21 protein-coding genes are annotated in these 17,649 nt (G+C 34.7%); 5 read left to right on the plus strand and 16 right to left on the minus strand.

Annotated features, from left to right (window positions below; genetic code table 11):
• Positions 1-11: 11 nt before the first annotated feature.
• The 5 genes from DW196_RS02925 to DW196_RS02945 all read right to left on the minus strand — a co-directional run bounded on the left by DW196_RS02925 (position 12) and on the right by DW196_RS02945 (position 4,035).
• On the minus strand, positions 12-812 hold the full coding sequence (locus DW196_RS02925) for an SDR family oxidoreductase (protein WP_118249974.1): 801 nt from the start codon (positions 810-812) through the stop codon (positions 12-14).
• Between the two features lie 11 nt (positions 813-823).
• Positions 824-1,753 carry a ribonuclease Z gene (gene rnz, locus DW196_RS02930; protein WP_118249976.1) on the minus strand — a complete coding sequence of 310 codons (930 nt, stop codon included), beginning with the start codon at positions 1,751-1,753 and terminating at the stop codon, positions 824-826.
• 114 nt (positions 1,754-1,867) lie between these two features.
• Entirely contained in the window at positions 1,868-3,184 is a 1,317-nt protein-coding gene (obgE, locus tag DW196_RS02935; protein WP_071457251.1) for a GTPase ObgE, read from the minus strand.
• Positions 3,185-3,287: 103 nt separating this feature from the next.
• Complete coding sequence (locus DW196_RS02940) at positions 3,288-3,716, minus strand: hypothetical protein (RefSeq protein WP_118249978.1); 429 nt, start codon at positions 3,714-3,716, stop codon at positions 3,288-3,290.
• Between the two features lie 10 nt (positions 3,717-3,726).
• Entirely contained in the window at positions 3,727-4,035 is a 309-nt protein-coding gene (locus DW196_RS02945; RefSeq protein WP_118249980.1) for a bifunctional 2-polyprenyl-6-hydroxyphenol methylase/3-demethylubiquinol 3-O-methyltransferase UbiG, read from the minus strand.
• A gap of 199 nt (positions 4,036-4,234) precedes the next feature.
• On the opposite strand from DW196_RS02945, the gene DW196_RS02950 reads away from it, so the two are divergent.
• From DW196_RS02950 to fni, 5 genes are all read left to right on the plus strand, one after another.
• Positions 4,235-4,996, plus strand: a complete 762-nt coding sequence (locus DW196_RS02950) for a peptidylprolyl isomerase (RefSeq protein ID WP_071457253.1) — start codon at positions 4,235-4,237, stop codon at positions 4,994-4,996.
• 337 nt (positions 4,997-5,333) lie between these two features.
• Positions 5,334-6,281, plus strand: coding sequence for a mevalonate kinase (gene mvk, locus DW196_RS02955; protein ID WP_118249982.1), 948 nt, complete (start codon positions 5,334-5,336; stop codon positions 6,279-6,281).
• Positions 6,278-7,276, plus strand: a complete 999-nt coding sequence (gene mvaD, locus DW196_RS02960) for a diphosphomevalonate decarboxylase (protein ID WP_071457255.1) — start codon at positions 6,278-6,280, stop codon at positions 7,274-7,276. Before mvk ends, mvaD begins: the two co-directional genes overlap by 4 nt.
• 13 nt (positions 7,277-7,289) lie before the next feature.
• Positions 7,290-8,399 (plus strand): phosphomevalonate kinase, encoded by a 1,110-nt coding sequence (locus tag DW196_RS02965; protein ID WP_118249984.1) that lies wholly within the window; start codon positions 7,290-7,292, stop codon positions 8,397-8,399.
• Between the two features lie 3 nt (positions 8,400-8,402).
• The gene (fni, locus tag DW196_RS02970) at positions 8,403-9,443 is read left to right on the plus strand and encodes a type 2 isopentenyl-diphosphate Delta-isomerase (RefSeq protein ID WP_118249986.1); all 1,041 of its coding nucleotides are present in this window, start codon (positions 8,403-8,405) and stop codon (positions 9,441-9,443) included.
• 29 nt (positions 9,444-9,472) lie between these two features.
• Here the strand turns inward: fni and DW196_RS02975 are convergent, their stop codons facing one another.
• The 11 genes from DW196_RS02975 to DW196_RS03025 all read right to left on the minus strand — a co-directional run bounded on the left by DW196_RS02975 (position 9,473) and on the right by DW196_RS03025 (position 17,648).
• Complete coding sequence (locus tag DW196_RS02975; RefSeq protein ID WP_071457258.1) at positions 9,473-9,808, minus strand: DsrE family protein; 336 nt, start codon at positions 9,806-9,808, stop codon at positions 9,473-9,475.
• The gene (locus tag DW196_RS02980; RefSeq protein WP_370447138.1) at positions 9,783-11,003 is read right to left on the minus strand and encodes a nucleotidyltransferase; all 1,221 of its coding nucleotides are present in this window, start codon (positions 11,001-11,003) and stop codon (positions 9,783-9,785) included. Before DW196_RS02980 ends, DW196_RS02975 begins: the two co-directional genes overlap by 26 nt.
• A gap of 53 nt (positions 11,004-11,056) precedes the next feature.
• Positions 11,057-11,797 (minus strand): class I SAM-dependent methyltransferase, encoded by a 741-nt coding sequence (locus DW196_RS02985; protein ID WP_118249988.1) that lies wholly within the window; start codon positions 11,795-11,797, stop codon positions 11,057-11,059.
• Positions 11,797-12,138: a ribosome silencing factor gene (gene rsfS / locus DW196_RS02990; RefSeq protein ID WP_211267928.1), complete on the minus strand. Its 342-nt coding sequence runs from the start codon at positions 12,136-12,138 to the stop codon at positions 11,797-11,799. The genes DW196_RS02985 and rsfS overlap by 1 nt, the downstream gene beginning before the upstream one ends.
• Positions 12,139-12,165: 27 nt before the next feature.
• Positions 12,166-12,765 carry a bis(5'-nucleosyl)-tetraphosphatase (symmetrical) YqeK gene (yqeK, locus tag DW196_RS02995; protein ID WP_071457262.1) on the minus strand — a complete coding sequence of 200 codons (600 nt, stop codon included), beginning with the start codon at positions 12,763-12,765 and terminating at the stop codon, positions 12,166-12,168.
• The gene (locus DW196_RS03000) at positions 12,755-13,393 is read right to left on the minus strand and encodes a nicotinate-nucleotide adenylyltransferase (RefSeq protein ID WP_118249990.1); all 639 of its coding nucleotides are present in this window, start codon (positions 13,391-13,393) and stop codon (positions 12,755-12,757) included. Before DW196_RS03000 ends, yqeK begins: the two co-directional genes overlap by 11 nt.
• 10 nt (positions 13,394-13,403) lie before the next feature.
• Positions 13,404-13,715: a ribosome assembly RNA-binding protein YhbY gene (gene yhbY / locus DW196_RS03005; RefSeq protein ID WP_071457264.1), complete on the minus strand. Its 312-nt coding sequence runs from the start codon at positions 13,713-13,715 to the stop codon at positions 13,404-13,406.
• A gap of 20 nt (positions 13,716-13,735) precedes the next feature.
• Positions 13,736-14,845: a ribosome biogenesis GTPase YqeH gene (gene yqeH, locus DW196_RS03010; protein WP_118249992.1), complete on the minus strand. Its 1,110-nt coding sequence runs from the start codon at positions 14,843-14,845 to the stop codon at positions 13,736-13,738.
• Positions 14,838-15,368 (minus strand): YqeG family HAD IIIA-type phosphatase, encoded by a 531-nt coding sequence (locus tag DW196_RS03015; RefSeq protein WP_071457266.1) that lies wholly within the window; start codon positions 15,366-15,368, stop codon positions 14,838-14,840. The genes yqeH and DW196_RS03015 overlap by 8 nt, the downstream gene beginning before the upstream one ends.
• Before the next feature lie 236 nt (positions 15,369-15,604).
• A complete protein-coding gene (locus tag DW196_RS03020; RefSeq protein WP_071457267.1) occupies positions 15,605-16,087 on the minus strand; it encodes a PTS glucose transporter subunit IIA in 483 nt (160 codons plus the stop codon).
• A 55-nt stretch (positions 16,088-16,142) separates the two neighbouring features.
• Positions 16,143-17,648 (minus strand): PTS transporter subunit EIIC, encoded by a 1,506-nt coding sequence (locus DW196_RS03025; RefSeq protein ID WP_118249994.1) that lies wholly within the window; start codon positions 17,646-17,648, stop codon positions 16,143-16,145.
• Position 17,649: the final 1 nt, after the last annotated feature.

Below are 17,649 nucleotides of genomic sequence, written 5' to 3' on the forward strand. Positions count from 1 at the left end.
TCTTCAACCCCTTACTTTTTATTAAACAATCCACCTGCTAAAAAATCTCCTAACCTTGGAAATAGTGTATAACCAATGCTACCTACTTCCATAATCCAAGGTGTGTTGATTTCTCTTTTGGATTTTCCAAAGTTATCAACTACTTTTTTCGCAAGTTTTTCTGGTTCTGTGACAAAGCCTGATACTTGTTTCAAATACTCACCTGTTGGATCTGCTGTATCGAAAAAGGCTGTTCTCATTGGTCCTGGATTGACTGTTAAAACATGAATCCCAAATGGTTTTAATTCTAAACGTAATGCATTTGAAAAGCCAAGCACGGCAAACTTCGTAGCAGCATAGACACTCGATTTTGGTGTCGCTATTTTTCCAGCTTGAGACGCAATATTGATCACATGCCCTTTTTTGTTTTCAATCATTCTTAAAGCAATTTTTTGTGTTAGAGTCATAAGTCCTAACACATTAACTGAAAACATTAACTCAATGTCTTCTTGTGTTGTATCAATAAACGGCTTAAAGATTCCAACTCCAGCATTATTAACAAGGACATCAATAACTATCTCTTCTTTATCAAGATAGCTCACTAAGTTTTCAACACTTGTATAATCACTAATATCAAGCTGTTTTATCATAACAGTTCCACGAGTCATAGATTGCGCAGTCCTTGCGACTTTTTGCAACTTGTCTACATTTCTAGCACAAAGTATTAGTGACGCATTTTTTTTAGCTGCTTCATAAGCGATTGCTTCACCCAATCCACTAGAAGCACCAGTAATTAAAACCAGTTTATTTTTTAAAGTTTTTACTGACAAAATATCTCCTCCTTTTATTTTACCAAAGGAATATCAAATACATCAAAATCTTTAACTATGGTTGAATTTTTAAAAACAGTTTGTGCTTCAGTTTGTAATTCTAAAGCTTGTCTTCCTAAATACCGGGCACTGATATGAGTTAAAAATAACTGTTTAGCATTTGCTTCTTTCGCTACAGTTGCTGCCTGTAAACTCGTTGAATGATAATAATTACGGGCAAGTTTACCTTCTGATGCACTAAATGTGCTTTCATGCACCAAAACATCTGCTCCTTCAGCTAATGTATAACAATTCGGATGCGTTCTTGTATCACCAAGAATCGTCACAACTCGGCCCTTAATATCTGGTCCTAAGTAGTCTTTTCCATCAATAGTACGACCATCTTCTAAAGTAACGATTTCACCATCTTTAATTTTTTTATAAATTGGACCTGGCATGACGTTTTCGTCACGTAATTTCTGAACGTTTAATTCCCCTGGATAATCTTTTTCAACAACACGATACCCAAAGCACTCAATTCGATGGTCCAAATAATCACAATACACACTAAATGTCCTGTCATCAAAAATAAGTCCTTCTTTTTCAATTTCGATAAATTTAATCGGGTATTTTAAATGTGTGTCAGATATCTTCAGACTCAACTCAATATAGTCTTTGATTCCTTTAGGACCATATATTTCAAGTTTATCTGTTCCACCTTGAAATGACCGACTGCTGATTAAACCAGGTAATCCCAATATATGATCACCATGTAAATGTGTTACAAATATTTTAGCAATTTTTCGAGGTCGAATGGTTGTATTTAAAATCTGTTGCTGTGTGCCTTCTCCACAATCAAATAACCATACTTCGTTTCTTTCATCTAATAACTTTAAAGCAATGCTTGTCACATTACGTTGTTTGGCAGGTACACCTGCACCTGTTCCTAAAAATTGTAGTTCCATTTTTCCCCTGCTTTTCTTTCATTCTTTTTTACTACCAACTATTGTATCAATTTTTAAAGAGTATCGCACCTTTAAAACAAAAAAATGAGAAAGAATATCTCTTTCTCACTTCTTTTAGTCAACAAATTCAAATACAAAGTCTTTGATGCGAACTAAATCGCCATCTTTTGCTCCCATAGTTCGAAGTGTTTCATCAACACCCATGCCACGTAGCTGACGAGCAAACTTCATGGTACTTTCTTCTCTATCAAAGTTTGTCATAACAAATAGTTTTTCTAATTTGTCACCTGATAAGACCCAAGTTGCGTCATCTTCACGAGAAACAGTAAACTCTGGTTCATCTTCTTTGAATGTATAGTTAACCACATCTTCCTCTTCTTCATCTTCAAAGTAAAGAGGAAATTCTGGCGTTACTTCTAATAAATCTGCTGTAGCATTTAGTAACGGTGCCACACCTTGTTGCGTCACACCTGATATTGGGAATATTTTAATATCATCTTCCCATTCATCTGTTTTTAACTCAGCTAATTTTTTCTTAAATTCAACCAAATTTTCTTCTGCTTCTGGCATATCCATTTTATTAGCAACAATAAGTTGCGGTCTTTCCATTAAACGTAAATCATAAGATTCCAACTCTTTATTAATCAATAAATAGTCTTCAAATGGATCTCGCCCTTCCATTCCACTCATATCTACCACATGTAAAATTACGCGAGTTCGTTCGATATGACGTAAAAATTGCGTTCCTAAACCAACACCCTCTGAAGCCCCTTCGATTAGTCCTGGTAAATCTGCCATAACAAAACTACGCCCATCACTTGTTGTGACCATCCCTAAGTTTGGGACAATCGTTGTAAAATGATATGCACCGATTTTTGGTCTAGCTTTTGATACGATAGATAATAGCGTTGATTTTCCAACTGAAGGAAATCCTACTAACCCTACATCTGCTAAAACTTTTAATTCTAACTCTAGTTTTCTTTCTTGACCTGGTTCACCATTTTCAGATATTTCAGGTGCTGGATTTCTTGGTGTTGCAAAACGAATGTTTCCACGTCCACCACGTCCACCTTTAGCCACTAAAAGTGTTTGCCCTTTAACTAACAAATCACCTAAAACTTGACCTGTTTCAACATCTCTTACGACTGTACCTGGGGGAACGCTGACATATGTATCTTCAGCCCCTCTACCATGCATGCCTTTACTCATACCATGCTCACCAGGAGTTGCCTTAAAATGTCGATTGTATCTAAAATCCATTAACGTACGTAGACCTTCATCTACTTGAAATATAATACTTCCACCACGACCACCATCTCCACCAGCTGGTCCACCATCTGGAACATATTTTTCTCGTCTAAATGCCACCATACCGTCTCCACCATTACCGGCTTTTACGTCAATCGTTACTTGATCTAAAAACATGGACATCTTAGTCCACCTCTTTTCTTTAAAAAATCTCTTTTCTATTGTATCTGTTCGTTTTTTATTTGTCTACCACGTTTCATACTTTCATAATAAAACATGTTAAAAATCATTCTTCTTGTTTTTCCAATATCGCAGTCACAATACCCGGAACGCCTCGATTGTATCCGTCATCATATTTAATTAATTTAAATCCTAATGACTGTATCAACCACTCAAATTCTTTTAAACCATACCAATATAAAGTAAAATGGGGATACTCTGTTTCAACTACTTTACCTTCATTTATTAATTCATACTTGTCAATAGAGGTTGTTTGTTGACTAATCCAGTCGATGGATTCATCGTAATGAGTATATATAATAGTCTCAGTATTAGATATATCAATTTTAGATTGTGTGATTTTTCCTTTTTTAAAATCATTCGGGACAATTAAATCTAAAATCACTTTCCCCTTACAACTTAAGCAGTGATAAAATCCCTTTAAAACTTTTTCTATTCTATCTTTTTCTAATAAGCAAAAACTTCCAGTCGGCATAATAATCGCTTCATATTCTTGATTTAATGATTAAGTCAAACAAATCTTGTTGATAAACAAATGTTGACACAGAATATGCCTCCATATTTTTTTTGCATTGTAATAACATGTCTTCCGACACATCAACGCCTTCAACATTTAGTCCTTTTTCTAATAATGGGATAAGAACCCGGCCTGTTCCAACACCAGCTTCCAGAATACTTCCCTTCACATCTTGTAAAAAATCGTAATAATAGTCAATATCACCATCCAAGGATTGACCTACTGCTTTTGTTTTCTGATACATCATTGTGCTAAGAGGACCATACTCTTTAAACATATCTAACGCCTCCTATATATTTGTTAACAAGTATTAGTATATCATTGAATGTATATTGATACGACTTTTCATCATGTTTTCATTATCATTCTTAAAAACTTACCATTTAAACCACCTTTTCTATTTGGAAAGTTATTTAAAGTCTGTTACTATTATAAAGAGTTTACAAATCAAACTATTATATGGAGGCTTTTTTATAATGAAGAAACAACAATTGTTATTAGCGTCAACAACTCTTCTTTTATCATTGGCTTTGTTTTCAGCTTGTGGTAATAACGATTCAGCAAAAAAAGACACTGCAACAAGTAAAACAGAACAATCAACAGCTGCTTCAAGTACAGCAACTTCAGAATCCGTAGATATTAATTCTTTAGAGCTACCACAATTATCAACAGAAGTAGCAAAAGACGAAGACTTAGTTGAAATGGTGACAACTGAAGGATCAATTAAAATTAAATTGTTCCCTAAAATTGCACCAAAAGCAGTTGAAAACTTTATGACACACGCTAAAGATGGATACTATAATGGACTTATTTTTCATCGTGTAATAAATGATTTCATGATTCAAGGTGGAGATCCTGAGGGAAATGGTACTGGTGGTTCAAGTATTTGGGATAAACCATTTGAAGATGAATTTTCAAATCAATTGTATAACTTAAGAGGTGCTCTATCTATGGCAAACTCTGGTGCAAATACAAATGGCAGTCAATTCTTCATCGTTCAAAATAGCGATGATATGTCTGATGGATTGTTAGCTGAAGATGTGCCTGCAAAAATCATCGATGCTTATAAAAAAGGCGGCGCACCTCACCTAGATGGAAAGCATACTGTATTCGGCCAAGTTATAGAGGGTATGGACGTTGTAGATAAAATTGCAAAATCCGAAACAGGAGAAAATGATAAACCGAAAAAAGATATCAAAATTGAAAAAATCAATATCTTACAAGAAGCAACTGAATAATAAACAAAACTTTCTACTAAGCTGATGTGAGTCAGATTAGTAGGAAGTTTTTTATGTTTTATTTAAAAAGTAACTATCAGACAAACTTGCTAATATAGACCATAAAATCATTAATACAATATTTTTATTCATGCGAGTATTTCTTTTTAATTAAATAACTATCAACAGAGATATATTACATAAAACTAATTTTAGTACATTATTTGTTTTGTTCTAAAAATAATATAAGAATTTATAAAATATTTGCTAGTTTTAGTTGTTATATAGCCATTTATTGTATTATGCTATAAGAGATTCAATTTTATGAAACATGACAAGTTATCAAAGGAGTTTGTACATGGCACCAAAACAATTCGGAATTGGACAATCTCATGGTAAAATTATTCTACTAGGTGAACATGCAGTAGTTTATAATTATCCATCGATTGCTATACCTTTTCCTAAAACATCGATTCAAACAATTGTCAAAAAAGCAATCCAAGAACCAACTATTTCGTGTGATTTTTACACTGGATTATTAGGTGACATGCCTGAGTTATTAGATAGCTTAAAAGAAGCGATTCATCTCAGTTTAAAAACATTAAATCAAGAATCCTACCCATTAGACATTACCATTAACAGCTCAATTCCTGCTGAAAGAGGAATGGGGTCAAGTGCTGCGGTTGCTGTTGCAACCATTAGAGGGATTTTTGATTACTTTGACGTGTCATTAACACAAGAAAAACTACTTGATTTAGTGAATACCTCTGAAAAAATTGCTCACGGAAATCCAAGTGGACTGGATGCTCTAATGACCAGTTCTTCAACTCCTTACTATTTTAAAAAAGGACAGTTGGAAGTTCCTCTTCACATGATGTTGAATGCTTATCTTGTCGTAGCAGATACTGGTGAAACAGGACAAACAAAAGAAGCGGTTGAAAGCATTAGCCATAAACTAAAAGGAAACACTAAAGAGCATACACTTGCACTAATCCATACATTAGGATCTTTACCAGACAAAGGACGAATCGCTTTAGAATCAGATCGTGCTAAAGAACTTGGTTCCTACATGTCTCAAGCACACCAAATTTTAAAAGAATTAGGTGTGTCCAGTCCATCATTAGATAGACTAGTTGACGCTGCCATGACTCACGGCGCACTTGGTGCAAAACTAACCGGTGGCGGACGCGGTGGATGTATGATAGCATTAGCAATGGATAAAAAATCAGCTCATGAAATTGCCCAAACGTTAAAAGATTTTGGTGCAAAACAAACATGGGTATATGAAATGAGTGACCATTTATGAAAAATATCGGCAGATGTCGTGCTCATACGAATATTGCATTAATTAAATATTGGGGAAAAAGAAATAATGAATTATTCTTACCTATGAATAGCAGCTTATCATTAACTTTAGATGCTTTTTATACCGATACATCCGTTACACTTGATGATACTTTGACCGAAGATGTGTTTTATTTAAATGGTATAAAGCAAGATAAAACTGAAACAACAAAAATAAATCGATTTTTAAATTTATTTCGTGAAACTGCAAAAGATAATACATTTGCTAAAGTAGAAAGCTATAATCATGTACCAACAGCTGCTGGACTAGCTTCCTCAGCATCAGCTTTTGCTGCACTTGCTGGAGCTGCAAATAGTGCTTGGAAATTAAATCTTGATAAACAAACACTCTCTACCTATGCTCGTCAAGGAAGCGGAAGTTCAACACGAAGTATTTATGGTGGTTTAGTTGAGTGGAATATGGGTGAAGGAAACCTATCTGAAACCAGCCACGCGATTGAAGTTGATGATGCTTCATGGGATTTAGGTATGATTATTATCGCTATCAACAAACAACAAAAAAAACTTTCAAGTCGTGTTGGAATGAGACAAACAGTTGATACATCTCCTTTCTATCCAGTATGGGTTACAGAAGCTAAAAAGGATTTAATCGACATAAAGCAAGCCATCCACGAAAAAGATTTTATCAGATTGGGAGAAATTACTGAATCTAATGGAATGAAAATGCATGCCACCATGCTTGGTGCAACTCCTCCTATTTCTTATTGGGAACCAGATAGTGTTAAAGCAATCAATAAAGTTAAAGAAATTCGTAACAATGGCATCCCTTGTTATGTTACAATGGACGCTGGACCGAATGTTAAAGTATTATGTAGACAATCACAAATGTCTGACATCTTAAACAAATTAGAAGAAAGTTTCACAAATGATCAGTTAATTTGCTCAAAAGTGGGAGAAGGCATCAGAGAATTAACTGACGAAGAATGGAGTTACTAAAGGGGAGATTTTTTTGATTAAAGCAAGTGCACCAGGAAAATTGTATATAGCAGGAGAATATGCTGTGTTAGAACCTGGAAATCCTGCGCTAATCGTTGCACTAGATCAATTCATTACTGTAACGCTAAAGCCCGCAGACAAACAAGGAAGTATCCGTTCATCTTATTCAAACGGTATTTCAATTCCTTGGACACGAAAAAATGGTAAATTTTATATGGATGAGCGTGATAATCCTTTTTCTTATATCGCTGGTTCTGTCACGATTGTTGAATCGTACTTAAAAGAATTAGGCTTACCGCTAAAATATTTTGATTTAACCATTGAAAGTGAATTAGACAATAAAGACGGTCGTAAATACGGATTAGGCTCTAGCGGTGCTGTGACGATTGCGACAATTAAAGCTATTTTACAATTTTATAAGATTGATTATGATGCTGAACTACTTTATAAATTATCAGCTATCACTCATCTTTCACTGCATAGCAATGGCTCTTTTGGTGATTTGGCAGCTAGTTCTTTTGAAGGATGGGTTGCTTACTCATGCTTTGAAAAAGATTGGGTACTTGATCGTTTAGCAAATAAATCCATTAGTTTAATCGATTTATTAAAAGAAAAATGGCCAAAATTAATGATTGAACCACTTGAAGCACCAACTAATTTAGATTTATATATTGGTTGGACTGGAACACCTGCTTCTACCACATTACTTGTTGATACAATGAATGATGAACAACATGAAATGAATGGCTTTTACCGTGATTTTCTTAAAAAAAGTGCAGACTGTGTAACTGATTTGATTGAAGCATTTAAACAAAGCAATATCGAACGATTTCAAGAAGGCATCCGTTTAAATCGTTCTCTTTTAACATCTCTTGCTCAAAAAAGTGGCGTTGATATCGAGACTGAAGCATTATTAAACTTATGTCAAAGTGCAGAAGAATTCGGTGGTGCTGCTAAATCATCAGGTGCTGGTGGTGGTGATTGTGGTATCGTACTATTTAAAAAAGAAGACGATGCATCCTCTATGTTGGCACAATGGGAAACACACGGTATAACGAATTTGCCTTTAAAAGTTTATCGTACGCCAAATACCACACATCAATCAATTAAAGCGGAGGCTTAGTGCATGAATACATCTTGGAATCGAAAAGATCAACACATCCATTATGCTGAAATGCAATATAGTTCACCAAAAACAAATGGTCTTGATGGCGTTAGATTTGTCCATCAATCTCTTTCTGAAATGTCAGTAAATGACGTAAGTTTAAAAACAACTCTAGGTGATATTGAACTAGACACACCATTTTTTATCAACGCGATGACTGGTGGCAGTCAAAAAGCGACAATTATAAATAAAAATTTAGCTGAAGTTGCTCGAGATACAAATTTAGCTATGGCTCTTGGATCAATTAGTATTGCCTTAAAAGAACCACAGTATAAAGAATCTTTTGAGATTGTGAGAAAAACGAATCCGAATGGCATTTTATTTGCTAACCTAGGAGCACATCATTCAATTGATAATGCTAAACGGGCAGTTGAGATGATTGAAGCAAATGCTCTACAACTTCATCTTAATACGCCACAAGAGTTAGTCATGCCTGAGGGAGATCGTAATTTTTCTGACTGGTTAACGAATATAGAAGCAATCGTTAATTCCTTATCTGTTCCTGTTATTATCAAAGAGGTTGGGTTTGGTGTATCAAAAGAAACTATCAAACAATTAACTGATGTCGGTGTAACCATCATTGATGTTGCAGGAAAAGGCGGAACTAATTTTATCGAAATTGAAAATGAACGTCGTGACTTAAAAGAATACACCTACCTCTATGATTGGGGACAAACAACCGCTGAGTCATTACTTGAAACTAGAATCTATCAAGATAAAGCCACCTTTATCGCCTCAGGTGGTATTAGAACACCCCTTGATATGCTTAAATCTTTTGGTCTTGGAGCTTCTGCTGTTGGATTATCTGGAGAGTTCCTCCATTTGATTTTAACTAAAGGGACGCATGAAACAATCAGCCAAATCAATCGATTTAAACAGGAACTCACTCATTTAATGACTTTAGTTGGGGCAAAAAATATTCAATCTTTAAAAGATAAATCAATTGTATTAGACAATCAATTATTAAACTGGTGTCATCAAAGACATCTACCAATAAACTAAAAAGTGTAGCGATGGAAATAAATCCATGGCTACACTTTTATATATAAGTATCCTTGTTGTTGTAGTTTAACTAATCGGTAAACCCCTGATGCAACAACTTGAACATTGGCTAACAAATTCTCTTTTGCTACATCCTGATTTGACATTGCCTTAGCACAACTAGAAAATACAATCCCTCTATTCTCTTGTAACCAGTCAATTTTTTGACCAATATCTGGATCAAGATAACCTTTAATCGCTGGTCCATTGGCTACCACTTCAATATTTTTGATTTCGTCATCCTCACTTGCTTCAAGCAAATTATTTACATTTGCTAAACAAGTAGACCACATAATTAAATCATGGATATGAAGTACAACTTTCATATGACGTTTCCCCTTTCAAATAAATTGGCGAGCGGTAATAATCCTGCTCTATATGATGATGTTGTTGGGCTAACTGATAAATTTGTCCTGCTCGAATGTCCAACGATAACTGCTTCTCATTCTTTTGATCAATTTTTGTCACAATAGGCAAAGTAGCATGATTTTTTTCTTGATTTAAAAATTGACGACCGTTTTCAGTGAACCCCAAAACTCTTAAATAAGAATTTTGCCAAACATCATGGATTTCTTTTTCTCTTACATTTAACAACAAATAGGTAGCTAAACGCTGTAATCTTGTCCATGTGTATCGCTTCGTTTTAACAAGAGACATAAAACCTGAAAAACTAGCCGCTTTTTTTACCGATTCTTTCAATCGATACTCTATTCCTTCACTAAGTTGATAAGTATCTGATAATTCATCAAAAGAGTGATTTAACAAATGATATTTCAATAATGGCCAATAGTCCCCCCAAGAATGTAAGTCAGTATTTTCTAAAAAGTCACGTGTTTCACTTGGTACTGTGTGAGAAATACTTGTCATATCTTTTTCTAAAACACGTTGCCTGATAGCTGTTGCACTGGAAAACTCTTGTGATTTTATGGTTTCATCATGATAACCGGAACCTTGTCTAGTAATAGGAATGAGCGACATTGGGTTAGCATACCTTGCATTTTCTTTGGCATAAGCCATCCCTAAAATATGATTTGGCGATGAGAAATCAAGCGGAACTTGTTGCAATAACTCCCTATAAATCTGTGTCATTTGTTGCGGATAACTCTCGCCATTATTTTTTATTTCTTGGTATCGTTGATTTATAAGTTTCTCTTTTTCTACATATGTTTGACCAAATAATTCATAATCCATTGACTGTGTTAAATCTGTTCCAAAGCAAAGTGACTCCACATTTAAACTATGAAGCAACTTAATGCCACCTTTTGCAAAGTAATCTGCTGACTGTACCGCATAAGCAAAAGGCAACTCTATGACTAAATCAGCTCCATTATGTAGGGCTGTTTCGGCTCTTTGCCATTTATCAATGATAGCTGGTTCTCCTCGTTGTAAAAAATTACCACTCATGACCGCAACTAACACATCTGCTTCTGACTTTTTCCTTGCTTCTTTCAAATGGTAGATATGTCCATTATGAAATGGATTATACTCTACAATAACACCACAACTTGTTAACCTCATCAAACTACTCCCAACGTATTAAAATAGCTCAGAGAACGAGTCTCTAAGCTACATAATTATTTTTGACAAATGAAAAACCAACGTGTACTTTCGTCATTTGGTTCATTATCTGTAAAATCAGCGACGACTTTAATATCAGTAAACCCTGATTTAGAAAGCATTTTTTCATATGTTTCGATTGAATAAGTACGTTCTTCATGCAGTTCATCATAACGTTTAAAGATGTCCTCTTCTTCTGTTTCTTTTACAAAAAACGTCAAAAAGTGTTCAATGCTATACGGTACATCTCCTGGATAACTTTCCCATAAAAAGGCAAAGTCATCCGTTTGATAATGATAACTATATTCTGGAAATTCGTGTTCTATTTTAAAAATAGAATGAACATCAAATAAAAATATCCCACCTGATTTCAACGCACGATTTACTTCATTAAAAACAGTCTGAACTGCTTCTTCATTTGGCATGTAACACAACGAATCTGAAAAACACGTCACCACATCATACTGATTTGTTTTCTTCAAATCTAGCATATCTCCAACTTCAAAAGATAACAATTCATCAGCTTCTGTTGTTCGTTCTTTCGCTAATTCAACCATCTCTTCAGACAAATCAAGGCCTGTTACCTGATGACCGATATTGGCTAATTCAACAGATAATATGCCTGTGCCACACGCAAGTTCTAAAATATTTTTTTGTGACTCGCCAATATGACGCGTTGTAAAATCTAACCAATCTTCATATAACGTTTCGTCCATGACCTCATCATAAATCTTAGCGAACGTTTTATAAATTGTCATTAGCTAACTACCATATGATCGATATTAACAAGTGGTGCATCAGACCATAATTTTTCTAGATTATAAAATTCACGTTCTTCTCCGTAGAAAATATGTGCAATAACATCACCTAAATCAATTAAAATCCAACGAGCTGACTCTTTTCCTTCAACACGTCTCACATCAACCTCATGTTTATACGCTTCGTCAATAATTTCTTTTGCAATTGCTAATACTTGCTTATCACTATTCCCATGACAAATCACGAAATAATCTGCTAAAAGAGACACCTTTGATACATCTAAACCAACGATATCCTCTGCACGTTTGTCATCTGCTGCCTTTACTACTAATTCTAAAATCTGCTCACTATTAATAATGAATCCCTCCTAATGACTTACAACCCAATAATTATATGTTTCTAATGTTTTTGGGTATATTTTCTTTTTACTTTTTAATAAATAAGTTAAGGTGTGATATGTCTCATATGAAACAGCTTCATCTAAACTTCTTTCTGCACTTTCTCTTGCCTCGACAACACCAGGAAAATCACGACCATCCTCAATATAATCCGCCACATAAATCACCTTAGCCAAATCACTCATCTCTTTAGCCCCAGTCGTATGCAACGTTATCGCATCAAGAATCTCTTGGTCAGTAATACCTAATTCTGTTTTGACCAGATAAGCACCTAGTATACCGTGCCATATCGCATTTCCATACTCTAATAATTCACTAGAAAAACCTTCGTTTTGGATGATATCAATCATCTCTTCATCAGGTCTTTCCTTTGCGTAATCATGAGTTAATGCTGCAATACTTGCTTTTTCTTTATCAATTTGATAGTTATTCGCTAATTCCAATGCTTTTTTTTCTACTCGTAACACATGCTGAAATCGTTTATCAGACATTTGTTCAGATACTTTTTGCATTAAGTCTTCACGAGTTAAATCAGTATATTGTTTGCTATAAACTAACTCAGTTGTCATGGCGATACAAATCCTTTTTTTGTATATAGTCAATCACGTTATCAGGTACTAAATACTTAATTGGGTATCCTCTTTGAATATTTTGTCGTATCAAAGAAGAGCTGATATCCATCCTTGGAGAATCGACCCATATTAATGGGTAATCAGATGTTTGTGGAAAACCACTCCGTTTAATCGCAACAAATTGAATCATCTTCATTAACTCATCAATTTTATACCATTTTGGTAAGTAGTCAACCATATCTCCACCTATAACAAAATAATAATCCGTATTTGGATTTTTTGCAATTAAAGACTCCATCGTATCAAACGTATAACTTTTTCCTTCACGATATACTTCTTCTAATTCAACCTTAAGATGAGAATTTGATTTTGTCGCTAATTCTAACATTGCAACTCGGTGGCTTGCATCAATCACTGTCTTTTTGTCAACATGTGGTGGCTGATAAGTTGGCATGAGATAAAACTCATCTAAAGCTAGTTGGGCATACACTTGTTCAGCCATCACCAAATGCCCTAAATGAACTGGATTAAACCCTCCACCTAAAATTCCAACTCGCTTTCTTGGCTCATTAATCATTTCAGTTTTTTCGTGTACGATTGTATGGTTATCTACATGAGTTGACATAGCTCTACTCCTACATTTTTCTGACAAGAGGTGATAGTTTTTGGTATTTTTCTTTTGAAGAAGGTCTAAATAGCACTATAATGCGTCCAATTATTTGAACAGCCGCACAATCGAGTTCCTCTTCCATGCGCCAAGCAACGTCTTGAATATCTTCATCAGTATTTTGTAATAACGTAATTTTAATCAATTCACGTCTTTCTAAAATATCATCGACTTGGTCATATACTGTATCAGTTAAACCATTCTTACCAATTTGTACGATTGGATCTAAATGATGTGCCTGACTTCTTAAAAATCGTTTTTGTTTTCCACGTAATTCCATATATGTTTTATCCCTCTTTCTTAAATCAAGGCTTTTCTGATGATAACATCAACGCCCTTTGGTGCCCATCCTGCGATGACACATGGTTTTGGTATAGTAACCCAACCAAGTCCAGCAAATACTAAATCTGTCTTTTCTTTTATAGAGAATTCAAACCGAACAAGCTCTGGAAATTCTTCTACTTCGTCTTCTCTAGGTGGTTGTAACAATCCACCGACATGTTTTTTGTAAAACTCTGTCGCTGTTTCAAGTTTTGTACGGTGAATCATTAAATCGTTAGATACATAAGCAATAAAGCCCATCTTTTCAGATTGAATCACATCAAAACGAGCAAGACCACCTAAAAAGAGTGTTTGTCCTGCGTTTAACTGATACACTTTAGGTTTGATTTCTTTAGTTGGTGATACCAAACGTAAATCTTTTTTCCCTAAATAGTGTGCCATTTGATGACGATGAATGATACCAGGTGTATCTATTAAACAACTACCATCTTCAAATGGAATCTCAATCAAGTCAAGTGTCGTTCCAGGAAATTGAGACGTTGTAATGATATTATCAACTCCTGCTGATTGTCTAATAATTTCATTGATTAATGTTGATTTACCAACATTTGTCACACCAACGATGTAAACATCTCGTCCTTCACGGTATTTGTCTATTAATTCTAAAAACTCCTGAATATCCTGCTTGCGTTTTGCACTAGTTAACGTCACGTCTATTGGACGTAAACCAGCTTCATGAGCACGTTCTTTCATCCATTGAATTAAACGGGGTTTCTTCAACGACTTAGGTAATATATCTGCTTTATTTCCTACTAATAACACAGGATTATCTCCTGCGAAACGGTGTAGGCCTGGAATTAAGCTACCGTTAAAATCAAAGATATCCACAACATTGACAATTAATGCATCTTTGTCACCAATTTTATTTAACAAGGCTAAGAAATCAGCGTCCGTTAAATCCACATCTTGAATCTCATTATAGTGTCTTAAACGAAAACATCTTTGACAATATAACTCTCCAGATTCCATTCCTTTGTCTAAAGCAGATTGAGGCGTGTAACCTATTTTATTTGCATCTTCAGTTTGTATAGTTGAGCCACACCCTATACATTTTAGTTCATCAGTCATTCAATGACGTCCTCCATTTCATATCTGGATGTTTTTTTACTAAATAAGACATTATTTTCTTTTCCATCGCACGATTAAATTGGGTGTTCCAAGCGTCAGTTTCAACAATCGGTTTTACTAAGATAGTACGAATACCAGCACTATTAGCTCCTTTAATATCCGTCATCAACTGGTCACCAATCATCACTAGATGTTTATTCGGTAATTTATAGCGTCTTTCAACTTCCTTAAATCCTTTGTTAAAAGGTTTCATCGCTCGTGACACATAATCAAGACCTAGCGAATTAACAGCTCGTTCAATTCTTGAGGCTTTATTATTAGACACGACAATCACTGGAATATTAGCTTCTTTCATACTTTTAATCCATTCCAATAACTCAGGCGTTCCATCAGGATTATTCCAAGCGATTAAAGTGTTGTCTAAGTCAGTCAACACTGCATCAATTCCTTTTGACTTCAATTGCGCAGGCGTAATATTGTAAATTTTATCTACCATCCATGTCGGTTTATATTGATTAAACATAGTTTCTTCCTTTCAAAAAAAATAGAGGCTCCTAGGCACTCTACGTCAATTGCTATTATACGCTATTTTTAATGATATTTCATCCGTTACGACTAATTAATTTCTATCGAAAAAAAGAAGTCTCTAATTAAAAAAACACACTAAAAGTCAGAATGATTCACTTAACTCTTAGTGTGCTAGATATACCATTTCTTTATTTGATCCATTACTTTTATAGAGCCATGAATAAAACAAATTTATTTTAAAATTAGCTTGCCTATTTGATCTGTTGAAACGACTTGCTTTAACGTGTTCATTGTCATTAATTTAATTTTTTCGGCATAATTTGGAAAAACAACGATAATATCTGTATGTTTACTTGCTGATTTTAGTTTATCTAAATCGATAGTTGCTAATATCGTCTCTGAAGATACATTATCCCCCTCCTGAACATGGATAGTAAATGGTTCTCCGTTTAATTCAACCGTATCAACCCCCATATGAATTAAACACTCTAAGCCATCATTTGTTTCCAATGTGATAGCATGTTTCGTTGGAAAAACAGACATTACTTTTCCATCTATAGGTGATGACACATTCCCATCTGTTGGTAACACTGCAAAACCATCTCCCATCATTTTTTGAGAGAACATCGCATCAGACACATTAGCTAATTCAATCAATTGTCCTGTCGCTACTGCATATATTGATTTTTCTTTCTTTTTAAACATTTTAAACATTTATAACACCTCACATAATTAAGATTAGATTAATTCATTTATTCGACTAAAAAATTTACTCATCCAACCCTAAAATTTGATTAATTTCTTGACTTAACAAATCGGCTTTACCACCATATACAGCTTGAATTCCTCCTTGAACTTCAAATACTGCTGTTGCACCAAGAGTTTTAAATACATCTACTTGAACTTTTTGACTATCTTTCACTGATACTCTTAAACGTGTTGCACATGCTGTAACAGACTCAATATTTTCTTCTGTTCCCAACACTTCGATAATTTTCACAGCATCTTCATGCAATGTACTATTTTTATCCACTACATCAGCTTCATTTAACGTACTACTTGCTTCTTCCATTCCTGGAATGGCGACATGGAATTTTTTAATACATACAGTGAAGACTAAGTAGTATATAACTGCCCATAACAACCCTAAAGGAATGACTTTTATCCAATTTGTTTTATCTTCGCCTTGAAGTAAACCAAATAATAAAAAGTCGATTAATCCACCAGAAAAAGAATTACCTATACGAATATTTAAAATATCAGCAAAGTAAAAGGCTAATCCATCCAGAAAAGCGTGAATGACGTATAACCATGGTGCAACAAATAAGAACATGTATTCAACTGGTTCTGTAATACCTGTCAAGAATGATGTCAAAGCTCCACTAAAATATAATCCGCCATTTTTTTCCCTATTAGCTTTCGGAATAGCACGATACATAGCATAACAGGCAGCAGGTAACCCAAACATCATTGTAATAAAACGACCAGCAAAGAATCTAGTTCCATAAGTAAATAGTCCTGTATGTTGAGGATCAGCTAACTGAGCGAAAAAGATATTTTGTGCACCTGAAATCGTTTGACCTGCCACAACTTCACTACCACCAAGAGAGGTATACCAAAACATTGGGTAAATCGTATGATGTAGTCCAACTGCACCAGTTAAACGTAATAAGAATCCATAGAAAAACGTTCCAATACTTCCCATATTAGCAATGTGATTTCCTGCGACAACTAACGCATCTTGAATTGGTGGCCAAATAATATAAAAGAAACTACCTATAATAATTGCAGCAAAAGATGAAACGATTGGAATAAACCTTGACCCACCAAAAAAACCTAAAAATTGTGGTAATTGAATTTTACGATATTTATTATGTAGCGTAGCAACAGTGACACCTATAACGATTGACCCAACAACCCCTGTATCAATCGTGGCACCTTCTGCTGAAAATAATTGTAATAATCCACTAATAGTTGCTGTATAAACTAGAAAGGCTACACCACCAGCTAATCCAGCTGTTCCTTTGTCTCCCTTAGCTAACCCAACAGAAATACCAATAGCAAAAATTAATGCTAAGTTAGCAAACACGGCATTTCCTGCTGAACTCATCACAGTCAATATCGTTTGTAACCAACCTTGATTTAAAAATGGATAGGCAGCCACAGCACTTTCATTTGTTAACGCACCACCTAAACCAAGTAACAACCCTGCTACTGGTAAAATCGATATTGGTAACATAAATGCTCTACCCAATTGAGAGAATTTTTTAAACATA

The organism is Vagococcus sp. AM17-17, assembly GCF_003471765.1.
In the GTDB taxonomy this organism is placed as follows: Bacteria; Bacillota; Bacilli; order Lactobacillales; family Vagococcaceae; genus Vagococcus; species Vagococcus teuberi.

Bases quoted from the DNA above. Each gene is read 5' to 3' on its own strand.
- yhbY (WP_071457264.1), bottom strand. From the start codon at position 13,715: ATGGAATTACGTGGAAAACAAAAACGATTTTTAAGAAGTCAGGCACAT.
- DW196_RS02940 (WP_118249978.1), bottom strand. From the start codon at position 3,716: ATGCCGACTGGAAGTTTTTGCTTATTAGAAAAAGATAGAATAGAAAAA.
- fni (WP_118249986.1), top strand. From the start codon at position 8,403: ATGAATACATCTTGGAATCGAAAAGATCAACACATCCATTATGCTGAA.
- rnz (WP_118249976.1), bottom strand. From the start codon at position 1,753: ATGGAACTACAATTTTTAGGAACAGGTGCAGGTGTACCTGCCAAACAA.
- obgE (WP_071457251.1), bottom strand. From the start codon at position 3,184: ATGTCCATGTTTTTAGATCAAGTAACGATTGACGTAAAAGCCGGTAAT.
- DW196_RS02975 (WP_071457258.1), bottom strand. From the start codon at position 9,808: ATGAAAGTTGTACTTCATATCCATGATTTAATTATGTGGTCTACTTGT.
- DW196_RS02945 (WP_118249980.1), bottom strand. From the start codon at position 4,035: ATGTTTAAAGAGTATGGTCCTCTTAGCACAATGATGTATCAGAAAACA.
- mvk (WP_118249982.1), top strand. From the start codon at position 5,334: ATGGCACCAAAACAATTCGGAATTGGACAATCTCATGGTAAAATTATT.
- DW196_RS03020 (WP_071457267.1), bottom strand. From the start codon at position 16,087: ATGTTTAAAATGTTTAAAAAGAAAGAAAAATCAATATATGCAGTAGCG.
- DW196_RS03025 (WP_118249994.1), bottom strand. From the start codon at position 17,648: ATGTTTAAAAAATTCTCTCAATTGGGTAGAGCATTTATGTTACCAATA.
- DW196_RS03000 (WP_118249990.1), bottom strand. From the start codon at position 13,393: ATGTCAACTCATGTAGATAACCATACAATCGTACACGAAAAAACTGAA.
- mvaD (WP_071457255.1), top strand. From the start codon at position 6,278: ATGAAAAATATCGGCAGATGTCGTGCTCATACGAATATTGCATTAATT.
- yqeK (WP_071457262.1), bottom strand. From the start codon at position 12,765: ATGACAACTGAGTTAGTTTATAGCAAACAATATACTGATTTAACTCGT.
- yqeH (WP_118249992.1), bottom strand. From the start codon at position 14,845: ATGACTGATGAACTAAAATGTATAGGGTGTGGCTCAACTATACAAACT.
- DW196_RS02985 (WP_118249988.1), bottom strand. From the start codon at position 11,797: ATGACAATTTATAAAACGTTCGCTAAGATTTATGATGAGGTCATGGAC.
- DW196_RS02950 (WP_071457253.1), top strand. From the start codon at position 4,235: ATGAAGAAACAACAATTGTTATTAGCGTCAACAACTCTTCTTTTATCA.
- DW196_RS03015 (WP_071457266.1), bottom strand. From the start codon at position 15,368: ATGTTTAATCAATATAAACCGACATGGATGGTAGATAAAATTTACAAT.